The following is a 12,141-nucleotide window of genomic DNA, read 5'->3' as shown; positions in this document are numbered from 1 at the left end:
TAATGCGCACACTCTCAATATCAATACTGCTAACAGTACCAAAGATATATGCACGGAAAGGCTTAGTTGACCTTGATGAGGTCACGAGCTTCCCTATACGCATGAAGCGCACCCTGATCGTCTTAGGGGCTATGCACCCAACACTTATCGGAGCACTTATTCTATTCCGCATTTGGCTGCATACCCTGGACCCAAGCCGCAGTTGGTAGCGAGAGAATAACGTCAGCCGGACAGCTACAGCAGGGCGTCTACCATCTGCTCTGGGGTAAACGCCACGCAGTGGTGCGCTTCGCGGGTGGCCGCCTTTACACCATCTGCGCTCGATCTCATAAACCGCCAAAAAACCCAAGCCAAACACCCGGCACAGCCACCACATCACGGAACCCTCTCCCACCACAAAGGTCGCAGTTAACCAGACACCACACAGGTGGGTTTGCCCCCGCGCTTGTGTCATCATGCTGCGACCGCCGGTGAGTCCTCCTATTAAGCCTTCTATGAACAAACCATACGCATTGCTGCTTGCCTTCGCCCTGCTCCAGGGCTGCCAGAGCCTGGCCCCGCAAAAGGCCGAGCCTCCCGTTGCCGATGCCGCCAAGGCTGAGGCCGAGAAGCCCGTGGTGTATGGTTCTTTCAAGCAAGACACCCTTTACAGCCTGCTGGTGGCGGAACTGGCCGGGCAGCGCAACCGCTTCGATATCGCCCTGGCCAACTACACCGACCAGGCCGCCAAGACCCAGGATCCCGGCGTATCCGAGCGCGCCTACCGCATCGCCGAATACCTGGGCGCCGACGAGCCCGCCCTGGAAAACGCTTTGGTCTGGGCCCGCAACGACCCACAGAACCTCGACGCCCAACGCGCCGCTGCCATTCAACTGGCGCGCGCCGGCCGTTATGACGACTCCATGGCCTACATGGAAAAGGTACTGCAGGGTCAGGGCGACACCCATTTCGATTTCCTGGCCCTGTCAGCTGCCGAAACCGACCAGAGCACACGTGACGGCTTGCTGCAGAGCTTCGAGCGGCTGCTGGCGAAATACCCCGACAACGGCCAGCTGGTATTCGGTAAGGCCCTGCTGCTGAACCAGGACGGCAAGACCGAAGAAGCCCTGGAACTGCTCGAGTCACACCCCCCGCAAAATGGTGAAATTGCCCCGATCCTGCTGCGCGCCCGCCTGCTTCAGGCACTGGACCGCGGCCCCGAGGCCCTGCCCCTGCTGCGCGGGGCCATTCGCGACAACCCGGACGACAAACGCCTGCGCCTGACCTACGCCCGCACCCTGGTCGAGCAGGACCGTATCGCCGATGCCAAGGGCGAATTCCTCAGCCTGGTCCAGCAATACCCCGACGACGACGAACTGCGCTACTCCCTGGCCCTGGTGTGCCTGGAGAACAAGGACTGGGACGAGGCCGAGGGCTACCTGCAGGAACTGGTCGAGCGCGACAGCAACGTCGACGCCGCGCGCCTCAACCTGGGCCGTATCCGCGAAGAGCGCCACGACCCCGCAGGCGCCCTGCGTGAATACGCCCTGGTCGGCCCGGGCCCCGACTACCTGCCGGCGCAACTGCGCCAGGCCGACATTCTGATCGCCAACGGCCGTGGCAGCGAGGCCTCGCGCCTGCTTGCCGAGGCCCGCGAAGCGCAGCCGGACTACGCCATCCAGCTGTACCTGATCGAATCGGAAAGCTACAGCAACAACAACAAGGACGCCCAGGCCAACCAGGTGCTGCAACAGGCCATACAGCGCTACCCGGACGACCTCAACCTGCTTTACACCCGCGCCATGCTGGCCGAAAAACGCGACGACCTGGCGCAGATGGAACAAGACCTGCGCGCGATCATCGCCCGCGAGCCGGAAAACGCCATGGCCCTGAATGCCCTGGGCTACACCCTGGCCGACCGCACAACCCGCTACGCCGAGGCCCGGACGCTGATCGAAAAGGCCCACCAGCTGACCCCCGACGACCCGGCAGTGCTCGACAGCCTGGGCTGGGTGAATTACCGCCTGGGCAACCTCGACGTGGCTGAAACCTACCTGCGCCAGGCGTTTGCCAACTTCCCCGACCACGAAGTGGCCGCCCACCTGGGCGAAGTGCTGTGGGCCAACGGCAAACGCCGCGAAGCCCGCCAGGTCTGGGCCAAGGGCTTCGATGCCCAGCCCGACAGCCCCCTCCTGCGCAAGACCCTTCTGCGCCTGACCGGATCCGAGACCCTTTAACGCCATGTTTCTGCGCCATTGCATTACCTTCACCCTGATCGCCCTGCTCGCCGGCTGTGCCGGCTTTGGAAGCCGCGAGGCCCTGCAGGGCCATGGCGACCCACAGCAGTGGCGCGCCCATAAAGAGCAACTGAGCAGCCTCGACGGCTGGCAGATCAACGGCAAGGTCGGCATCCGCGCACCGCGCGATTCGGGCAGCGGCACGCTGTTCTGGCTGCAACGCCAGGATTACTACGACATTCGCCTGGCCGGCCCGCTGGGCCGAGGTGCCGCCCGCCTCACCGGTCGCCCCGGCGGCGTGGTGCTGGAAGTGGCCAACCAGGGCCGCTACGAAGCCCCCAGCCCTGAAGCCCTGCTGGAAGAGCAACTGGGCTGGCGATTGCCGGTCTCGCACTTGGTCTGGTGGGTACGCGGCCTGCCCGCCCCTGACAGCAAGAGCACACTGAGCCTTGACGGCGACAGCCGCCTGGCCACCCTCGAACAGGATGGCTGGCAGGTGCAGTACCTGAGCTACACCGAGCAGAACGGGTACTGGCTGCCCGAGCGCCTGAAGCTGCACGGCCAGGACCTGGACGTGACCCTGGTGATCAAGGACTGGCAGCCGCGCCAGCTGGGGCAGTGAGCCCATGCACACCCTGACCCTGCCGGCACCGGCCAAGCTCAACCTGTGGCTGCACATCGTTGGCCGCCGCGCCGACGGCTACCATGAGCTGGAAACGGTGTTTCAGTTTCTCGATCACGGCGACGAACTGCACTTCGCCCTGCGCGATGACGGCGTGATTCAGTTGCATACGCCTATCGAGGCGGTGCCGCACGACAGCAACCTGATCGTGCGTGCTGCGCGCAAGCTACAAGCGCAATCAGGTACCCCATTGGGTGCGGACATCTGGCTGACCAAGGTCCTGCCCATGGGTGGCGGTATCGGCGGCGGCAGTTCGGATGCTGCCACCACCCTGCTGGCCCTCGCCCACCTGTGGCAGCTGGATTGGGACGAAGACCGCCTGGCCGCCCTGGGCCTGAGCCTGGGGGCGGATGTACCGGTATTCGTGCGCGGCCATGCAGCCTTCGCCCAGGGCGTGGGCGAACAGCTGACCCCGGTCGACCCGGAAGAACCCTGGTATGTCGTGCTGGTGCCGCAAGTGTCTGTCAGCACAGCAGAAATTTTTTCACATCCGCAGTTGACACGTGATTCACTGCCCCTTAAGATGCGCCCCGTTCCCAAGGGAAACAGTCGAAATGACTGCCAACCGGTGGTAGAGCAGAATTACCCAGAAGTTCGCAATGCGTTGAATTCACTGGGAAAATTCACCGAAGCTCGATTAACCGGCACTGGAAGCTGTGTGTTTGGGGCCTTCCCAAGCAAAGCCGAAGCTGATAAAGTTCTGGCCCTTCTTTCAGCGACCCAAACAGGGTTTGTGGCGAAAGGAAGCAATGTTTCGATGTTGCATCGCAAGCTGCAAAGTCTGGTCAAGAAGTCGGGCGCATAAGCGTTCGCAAGCAACAGATACAGGGGCGTCGCCAAGCGGTAAGGCAGCAGGTTTTGATCCTGCCATGCGTTGGTTCGAATCCAGCCGCCCCTGCCATTTTCCTTATACTCATCCAGGTATACCCTCAGCCTCCAGGTACTGCGCGTGTCCAAGATGATGGTCTTTACGGGGAACGCTAACCCCGATCTGGCTCGGCGTGTAGTACGTCAGCTGCATATCCCTCTCGGTGACGTCTCTGTCGGTAAATTCTCCGACGGCGAGATCAGCACTGAGATCAATGAAAATGTTCGCGGTAAAGACGTTTTCATTATTCAGCCGACCTGTGCCCCGACCAACGATAACCTGATGGAACTGGTAGTGATGGCCGACGCCTTCCGCCGCTCCTCAGCATCCCGAATCACCGCCGTGATTCCTTACTTCGGATATGCCCGCCAGGACCGCCGTCCGCGTTCGGCACGTGTAGCCATCAGCGCCAAAGTCGTCGCTGACATGCTCACTGTCGTCGGTATCGACCGTGTACTCACTGTCGACCTGCACGCTGACCAGATCCAAGGCTTCTTCGATATTCCCGTCGACAACATCTACGGCTCGCCCGTACTGGTAGACGACATCGAAGACCAGCGTTTCGAGAACCTCATGATCGTATCCCCGGACATCGGTGGTGTTGTGCGCGCACGCGCCGTCGCCAAGTCCCTGGGTGTCGACCTGGGTATCATCGACAAACGCCGTGAAAAGGCTAACCACTCCGAGGTCATGCACATCATCGGCGACGTCGAAGGGCGCACCTGCATCCTGGTAGACGACATGGTCGACACCGCCGGCACCCTGTGCCACGCGGCCAAAGCCCTGAAAGAACACGGCGCTGCCAAGGTTTATGCCTATTGCACGCACCCTGTCCTGTCGGGCCGCGCGATCGAGAACATCGAGAAGTCGGTACTGGACGAGCTGGTGGTGACCAACACCGTACCGCTGTCCGCCGCTGCTCAAGCCTGTGACCGTATCCGCCAGCTGGATATCGCACCGGTTGTCGCTGAAGCGGTACGCCGTATCAGCAACGAAGAATCGATCAGCGCGATGTTCCGCTAAGCGGAACCCGTGTTGATATGAAGCGCCCCGCCCCAACCTGTGTTGGGGCGGGGCTTTTTTGCCATCCCCGTCTGGCGCTGGTCGCAAACGCCATTCGGGAGGCTATTTTGGAGAAGTAAAATGACCGATTTCATCCTGAACGCCCAAGCGCGTACTGACCTGGGGAAAGGTGCGAGCCGCCGCCTGCGTCACTCCGCCAGCATCCCTGCCGTAGTCTACGGTGGCGATAAAGAAGCCCAGTCCCTGACCATCGTGGCCAAGGAAATCGCCAAACTGTTCGAAAACGAAGCTGCCTTCAGCCACGTTATCGAACTGAACGTCGACGGCGCCAAGCAGAACGTCGTGGTCAAGGCCATGCAGCGTCACCCAGCCAAAGGCTTCATCATGCACGCTGACTTCGTTCGCGTCGTAGCTGGCCAGAAGCTGACCGCTGTTGTTCCAGTGCACTTCATCAACGAAGAAGCACCGGTCAAGAAAGGCGGCGAAGTTTCGCACGTTGAATCGCAGATCGAAGTTTCCTGCGAAGCCAAAGACCTGCCAGAGTTCATCGAAGTCGACCTGGCCAACGCTGAAATCGGCACCATCATCCACCTGTCGGACCTGAAAGCTCCGAAAGGCGTAGAGTTCGTCGCTCTGGCCCACGGTGATGACAAAGCTGTTGCCAACGTTCACGCTCCGCGCGTTTCCGCCGAAGCTGCTGAAGAAGGCGCTGCCGAGTAATCCACTCGCACGCCGGCGTTGATCGGGTTACAGTGCCGCGCGCACTGTAGCCCACCAACTCCAAGGAAGAGCCCCTGACGTGACCGCCATCCAGTTGATCGTCGGCCTGGGTAACCCCGGCCCCGAATACGAACAGACCCGGCATAACGCAGGGGCTCTTTTCGTTGAACGCATTGCCAGCGCCCAGCGTGTTTCGCTGACCGCTGACAAAAAATATTTCGGCCTGACGGCTAAGTTCAGCCATCAGGGCAACGACGTTCGTTTGTTGATCCCCACCACCTACATGAACCGTAGCGGCCAGGCCGTGGCGGCCTTGGCCAATTTCTTCCGCATCAAGCCGGAAGCGATCCTGGTGGCGCACGACGAACTCGACCTGCCCCCGGGCGTTGCCAAGCTCAAGCGCGGCGGCGGTCATGGGGGGCACAACGGCCTGCGCGACATCATCGCGCAGCTCGGCAACCAGAACGACTTCCACCGCCTGCGGCTTGGCATCGGCCACCCGGGCGACGCCAAACTGGTCTCCAACTTCGTCCTGGGCCGCGCGCCGCGCGCCGAGCAGGAGAAGCTCGACGCCAGCATCGATTTTGCCCTCGGCGTGCTGCCGGACGTGCTTGCCGGCGATTTCGCCAAGGCGATGCGCGAACTGCACAGTCAGAAGGCCTGATTTCCTTTAGAGAGGGGAATACCCATGGGTTTCAATTGCGGCATCGTCGGCCTGCCCAACGTCGGCAAGTCCACCCTGTTCAACGCCTTGACCAAATCTGGCATCGCGGCGGAGAACTTCCCTTTCTGCACTATCGAGCCGAACAGCGGCATCGTGCCGATGCCCGACGCGCGCCTGGCTGCGCTGGCTGAAATCGTCAAGCCGAACCGCATCCTGCCGACCACCATGGAGTTCGTCGACATTGCCGGTCTGGTGGCCGGTGCATCGAAAGGCGAAGGCCTGGGCAACAAGTTCCTCGCCAACATCCGCGAGACCGACGCCATTGCCCATGTGGTCCGCTGCTTCGAAGACGAGAACGTGATCCACGTTTCAAACAGTGTGGACCCCAAGCGTGACATCGAGATCATCGACCTCGAACTGATCTTCGCTGACTTGGACAGCTGCGAGAAGCAACTGCAGAAGGTCGCACGCAATGCCAAGGGCGGTGACAAAGAGGCGCTGGCACAGAAGGCCATCCTCGAGCAGTTGATCCCGCACTTCACCGAAGGCAAGCCGGCACGCAGCCTGATGAAGAACATGGGCGCCGAAGACAAGGCGGTCATCCGCGGCTTCCACCTGCTGACCAGCAAGCCGGTGATGTACATCGCCAACGTCGCCGAAGACGGCTTCGACAACAACCCGCACCTGGACGTGGTCAAGGCCATTGCCGAGGAAGAAGGCGCGGTCGTGGTGCCGGTGTGCAACAAGATCGAAGCAGAAATCGCCGAACTCGACGATGGCGAAGAGAAAGACATGTTCCTCGAGGCCCTGGGCCTGGAAGAGCCAGGCCTGAACCGCGTGATCCGCGCCGGTTACGAACTGCTCAACCTGCAGACCTACTTCACTGCTGGCGTGCAGGAAGTTCGCGCCTGGACCGTACGCGTGGGCGCCACCGCACCCCAGGCGGCCGGGGTTATCCACACCGACTTCGAAAAAGGCTTCATCCGCGCTGAAGTCGTGGCCTATGACGACTTCATCCAGTTCAAGGGTGAAAGCGGCGCCAAGGAAGCCGGGAAGTGGCGCCTGGAAGGCAAGGACTACATCGTCAAAGATGGCGACGTGATGCACTTCCGCTTTAACGTCTAAGCGGTAGCCTGCAGTGACCAGAAACCCCTTGCGGCTTATGTCTCAAGGGGTTTTCGTTTTATGTGGCCCGTGCCGGCCTTATCGCTAAGGCGGCTGGGCTTCTATATAGCTTTTTGATTTAACAGGGTCCTTGTGGGAGCGGGCGTGCCCGCGAACACCGGCGCAGCCGGTGCCAGCCACCGCGTTGAATGCTTCGCGGCGGGTCGATTTCTATACACGCCATGCTAAAACAATAAGTTATGTATTGTTCCATGAGAGCTGTCTTGCCGGCGATAAGGCCGGTACAGGTAACACACCAACCAGAAACACCCTCTCACGGTGAGTCGGCGAAACAACACGGGCTGATCATTTCAAGGATGATGCATGAAAGAACATCAATATGTGGTTCAGGTGACGTGGACAGGGAACAAGGGCTACGGCACCGCCGGCTATACCGCCTACAGCCGTAACTTCAATGTCGAGGCCGCCGGCAAGGTTGCCCTGCAAGGCTCCGCAGACCCGGCATTCCGTGGCGACCCGCAGCGCTGGAACCCGGAAGACATGCTGGTGGCATCGCTGTCGGCATGCCACAAGCTCTGGTACCTGCACCTGTGCGCGGTCAACGGCGTGAATGTACTGGCGTATGTCGACCTTCCACTGGGGCGCATGGTGGAAGGTGACGATCACGGCAAGGGCCGTTTTACCCATGTGCTGCTGCGCCCGCAGGTTACCATCAGCGCAGACTCGGACCGGGAAGTTGCCCTGCGCCTGCATGAGGATGCGCATCATGAGTGCTTTATCGCCAACTCCGTGAATTTCCCGGTGGAGTGCGCGGCTGAGGTGACGGTCGACTAGCGGGCTCAGGTCAAAGACATTGGAGTGGTGGCGATGAACTTACAACCCAGCGCTCAAGGGCCGTTATGAGATGCTGCGCGCACGCGGGATCGTCCTGGTGCGACTCAATGCCATGCTCAGGACTGGCGAGCCTTGGCTGGATCTGGTGTTGCCTCAGCCGAAGAGGTTGTAAATCAACTGCCAAAATGCAGCACTTGAAGATTACACGGTTCTTGTGGGAGCGGGCGTGCCCGCGAACACCGGCGCAGCCGGTGCTAGACACCGCGTCGCGTGCTTCGCGGGCACGCCCGCTCCCACACAGGCCGCGTCGCGCTTACGAACTGAGTTCTCTGCGTGACAGCCCAGCCCGTAGCGCTGGGTAATCTCCCACAATGAATCGCGCAGGCTTTGCGAATTTTGAGAAAGACAGTTGCTCCGACCTGCTCCGCCAGTCGGGTATAGCCAAACGCCGGGCTGCCAGCGCATCACTTCACAAATTCCTGAACTGATTATTTGTCGCCAGCGATTTTTCCCCCCGGCAAGCCCCACCAGAATCGCTTCACCACAATCATAAGAACCCGTGAGGCCACCCCGTGGACCAGACCCTGCAGGTACGGCAAGCCGCCGCCGACCTTGTTGCCGCCTTCGCCAGCAACGACACCGCCCGCTACTTCGCCTGCTTCAGCGAAGACGCCACGTTCCTTTTCCATACCTTGGCGCAACCCCTGCTGTCACGCCGGGCCTATGAGAAGGTCTGGGCCCAGTGGCAGGCCGAAGGGTTTGCCGTGCTCGCCTGCGCGTCCAGCAACGCCCAGGTCAGCCTGCAAGGCGACGTGGCGATCTTCATGCATGATGTGGCCACGCATCTGCGCATCGGCGGTGCCGAGCACCAGCTGAACGAGCGCGAGACCATCGTGTTCCGCCGCCACGCTGACCAGTGGCTGGCCTGCCACGAACACCTGTCGGCCGTATCGCCGGCCTGATCACCTTTTTGCGGCCCTGCCGCCCTGCCATCGCACCCACAAGAAGGCTTGCGCACTGCGCCGGCCCACAACAACCGCGCTGGAGCATCACCATGAGCCACTCGACCGGTATCGAGACCAACGGCGTAGAACAGATCCCCGCCGATCAACGCGACGCCTCCCCGCTGGACCTGTTCCGCCTGATCTTCGGCGGCGCCAACACATTCGCCACCGCCGTGCTCGGCAGTTTCCCGGTGTTGTTCGGGCTGTCGTTCCAGGCGGGGGTGTGGGCCATCGTGCTCGGCGTTGCCGTTGGCGCGCTGATCCTGGCACCGATGGGCCTGTTCGGCGCGCTGAACGGCACCAACAACGCGGTCTCCTCGGGCGCGCACTTCGGCGTGCATGGGCGCATCGTCGGCTCGTTCCTGTCGCTGCTCACGGCAGTGGCATTCTTTTCGCTGTCGGTATGGAGTTCGGGCGATGCCCTGGTCGGCGGCGCCAAGCGCCTGGTCGGCCTGCCGGAAACTGACCTGACCCTGGGCCTGGCCTACGGCCTGTTCGCGGTGCTGGTGCTGGTGGTTTGCATCTTCGGCTTCCGCTTCATGCTGTGGGTCAACAAGATTGCCGTGTGGGCGTCGAGCCTGCTGTTCCTGCTGGGTATCGCTGCTTTTGCCGGGCCGTTCGACGCGGGCTACGCAGGCAGCGTCAACCTGGGCCAGGCCGGTTTCTGGGCAGCTTTCGTCGGCGCTGCGATCCTGGCGATGAGCAACCCGGTGTCATTCGGCGCCTTCCTCGGTGACTGGTCGCGCTACATTCCACGCGAAACCCCCAAGGCGCGCATCATGCTGGCGGTGATAGCGGCCCAGGGTGCCACGCTGATTCCATTCCTGTTCGGCCTGTGCACCGCCACCCTGGTGGCCACCCAGGCACCGGACTACATTGCCGCCAACAACTATGTCGGCGGGCTGCTGGCTGTCGCCCCCAGCTGGTTCTTCCTGCCGGTGTGCCTGATTGCGGTGATCGGCGGTATGTCCACCGGCACCACGGCGTTGTATGGCACAGGCCTGGACATGTCCAGCGTGTTCCCGCGCCTGCTCAGCCGTACCGGCGCCACGCTGCTGATTGGGGTGCTGGCGATCGGTTTCATTTTCATCGGCCGCTTTACCTTCAACCTGGTGCAGAGCGTGTCGACCTTCGCCGTGCTGATCATCACCTGCACCAGCCCGTGGATGGTGATCATGATCCTCGGCCTGGTCACCCGCCGTGGTTTCTACCACGCTGATGACCTGCAGGTATTCACCCGCGGCCAGCGGGGTGGCCACTACTGGTTCCTGCACGGCTGGAACTGGCGCGGCATGGGCGCTTGGGTCCCCAGCGCAGTGGTCGGCCTGTGCTTCGTGAACCTGCCGGGGCAATTCGTCGGACCGTTGGGCGACCTGGCCGGTGGCATTGACCTGAGCCTGCCGGTCACCCTGGGGTTGGCCGGGGTGCTGTACCTGCTGCTGCTCAACCTGTTCCCCGAACCTGCCGGCGTGTATGGCCCGCAGGGCCCACGCTGGGTGCGTTGCAAACAGGCTGCGCACACGCCTGTAACCACTGCCGAAATGGCCTGACTGGAAACCACCATGACCACTTCCCACTACATTGCCGGCCGCTGGGTCGACGGCCAGGGCAGCGACTGCATCAGCGTCAACGACCCTGCGCTGGGCCAACCGTTTGCCGAACTGATGGCTGCCAGTGCCGAGCAGGTCGACCAGGCCGTGGCCGCCGCACGTGCAGCCCTGCCCGCCTGGAAATGCACCAGCGCCAGTGAGCGCGCAGCGTATCTGCGCGGCTTCGCCGAACAGCTTGGGCAACGCCGCGAAGCGCTGGTCGCCCTGCAGATGCGCAACAACGGCAAGCCGCGCCACGAGGCAGAAATCGACCTGGACGACGCCATCGCTACCTTCGGCTATTACGCCGAGCTGGCTGAACAACTGCCTGGGCAAAACCGCGACGTACCGCTGGCTGCACCCGGCTTCACCGCCCGCACCCGCCTGGAGCCGGTGGGCGTGGTCGGCCTGATCGTACCCTGGAACTTCCCACTGGTGACCAGCGCCTGGAAGCTTGCCCCGGCCCTGGCCGCTGGCTGCACCGTGGTGCTCAAGCCCTCGGAAGTAACCCCGCTGTGCGAACTCGCCTACGGCCAGATCGCCGACACCCTGGGCCTGCCGGCCGGGGTGCTGAATATCGTCAATGGCAAAGCCGAGACGGGTGCCGCGCTGAGCAACCACAACGGCCTGGACAAACTGTCGTTCACAGGCAGCAATAACGTTGGCAGCCAGGTGATGCGCAGCGCAGCGGCGCAATGCCGGCCGGTCACGCTGGAGTTGGGCGGCAAGTCGGCGATCCTGGTGTTCGATGACTGCGACGTCGATGCGGCGGTGCAATGGATCGTTGCCGGCATCTGCTGGAACGCGGGCCAGATGTGCTCGGCTACATCACGCCTGCTGGTACAGGACGGCATCGCCGACGCCCTGCTGCCACGCTTGCAGGCAGCGCTGGAAAACCTGCGGGTGGGCAGCCCGCTGAGCGAAGAAGCCGACATGGGCCCACTGACCAGCCAGGCCCAGTGGCTGAAGGTGGCCGGCTACTTTGCCACGGCGCGGGAGGAAGGCTTGCAGTGCCTGGTCGGTGGCAAAGTGCTGGACCGTGGCGGCTGGTTCGTCAGCCCTACCCTGTATGCCGATGTGCCTGAAGGCAGCCGCCTGTGGAACGAAGAAATCTTTGGTCCGGTATTGTGCGCACGGCGCTTCGCCAGCGAACAGCAGGCGATTGCCGAGGCCAATGACAGCCGCTTCGGCCTGGTGGCGACAGTGTGCACCACAGACCTGGCGCGCGCCGAGCGGGTGGCCGATGCGCTGGAGGTGGGCCATGTGTGGATCAACTCGGTGCAGGCGGTGTTCGTCGAGACCTCATGGGGTGGCACCAAGGGTAGCGGTATAGGCCGTGAGCTGGGCCCTTGGGGCTTGTCGGGCTACCAGTCGGTCAAGCATGTGACACGGTGCCTGGGGTGACTGTGCGGGGCC

At 62.4% G+C, this 12,141-nt stretch carries 11 protein-coding genes and 1 tRNA gene; all 12 read left to right on the top strand.

All coding sequences use genetic code 11. The features are described from left to right. Positions 1-494: 494 nt before the first annotated feature. Positions 495-2,216: a tetratricopeptide repeat protein gene (locus tag AACG97_RS04175; protein WP_182367347.1), complete on the top strand. Its 1,722-nt coding sequence runs from the start codon at positions 495-497 to the stop codon at positions 2,214-2,216. Between the two features lie 4 nt (positions 2,217-2,220). Next, the gene (lolB, locus tag AACG97_RS04170) at positions 2,221-2,838 is read left to right on the top strand and encodes a lipoprotein insertase outer membrane protein LolB (RefSeq protein ID WP_029886866.1); all 618 of its coding nucleotides are present in this window, start codon (positions 2,221-2,223) and stop codon (positions 2,836-2,838) included. Between the two features lie 4 nt (positions 2,839-2,842). Beyond that, complete coding sequence (ispE, locus tag AACG97_RS04165) at positions 2,843-3,703, top strand: 4-(cytidine 5'-diphospho)-2-C-methyl-D-erythritol kinase (protein WP_125854896.1); 861 nt, start codon at positions 2,843-2,845, stop codon at positions 3,701-3,703. A gap of 21 nt (positions 3,704-3,724) precedes the next feature. Further along, positions 3,725-3,799 (top strand) — tRNA-Gln (locus AACG97_RS04160). A 48-nt stretch (positions 3,800-3,847) separates the two neighbouring features. Further along, on the top strand, positions 3,848-4,789 hold the full coding sequence (locus AACG97_RS04155; RefSeq protein ID WP_003247410.1) for a ribose-phosphate pyrophosphokinase: 942 nt from the start codon (positions 3,848-3,850) through the stop codon (positions 4,787-4,789). Between the two features lie 120 nt (positions 4,790-4,909). Continuing rightward, positions 4,910-5,509, top strand: a complete 600-nt coding sequence (locus tag AACG97_RS04150) for a 50S ribosomal protein L25/general stress protein Ctc (protein WP_009686184.1) — start codon at positions 4,910-4,912, stop codon at positions 5,507-5,509. Between the two features lie 79 nt (positions 5,510-5,588). Beyond that, positions 5,589-6,173, top strand: coding sequence for an aminoacyl-tRNA hydrolase (gene pth / locus AACG97_RS04145; RefSeq protein WP_009686183.1), 585 nt, complete (start codon positions 5,589-5,591; stop codon positions 6,171-6,173). Positions 6,174-6,197: 24 nt separating this feature from the next. Beyond that, a complete protein-coding gene (gene ychF / locus AACG97_RS04140; RefSeq protein ID WP_009686182.1) occupies positions 6,198-7,298 on the top strand; it encodes a redox-regulated ATPase YchF in 1,101 nt (366 codons plus the stop codon). Positions 7,299-7,661: 363 nt separating this feature from the next. After that, positions 7,662-8,132: an OsmC family protein gene (locus AACG97_RS04135; RefSeq protein ID WP_197885885.1), complete on the top strand. Its 471-nt coding sequence runs from the start codon at positions 7,662-7,664 to the stop codon at positions 8,130-8,132. Positions 8,133-8,704: 572 nt separating this feature from the next. Continuing rightward, complete coding sequence (locus tag AACG97_RS04130; protein WP_029887927.1) at positions 8,705-9,094, top strand: YybH family protein; 390 nt, start codon at positions 8,705-8,707, stop codon at positions 9,092-9,094. Positions 9,095-9,186: 92 nt separating this feature from the next. Further along, the gene (locus AACG97_RS04125; RefSeq protein WP_197886122.1) at positions 9,187-10,686 is read left to right on the top strand and encodes a purine-cytosine permease family protein; all 1,500 of its coding nucleotides are present in this window, start codon (positions 9,187-9,189) and stop codon (positions 10,684-10,686) included. Positions 10,687-10,698: 12 nt separating this feature from the next. After that, positions 10,699-12,129: an aldehyde dehydrogenase family protein gene (locus AACG97_RS04120; protein ID WP_029887928.1), complete on the top strand. Its 1,431-nt coding sequence runs from the start codon at positions 10,699-10,701 to the stop codon at positions 12,127-12,129. The last annotated feature ends 12 nt before the right edge of the window (positions 12,130-12,141 follow it).

Origin of the sequence: Pseudomonas sp. Nvir, assembly GCF_963778085.1 — a bacterium.
Lineage (GTDB): Bacteria > Pseudomonadota > Gammaproteobacteria > Pseudomonadales > Pseudomonadaceae > Aquipseudomonas > Aquipseudomonas juntendi.
This window is presented reverse-complemented; position numbering and strand designations above follow the sequence as displayed.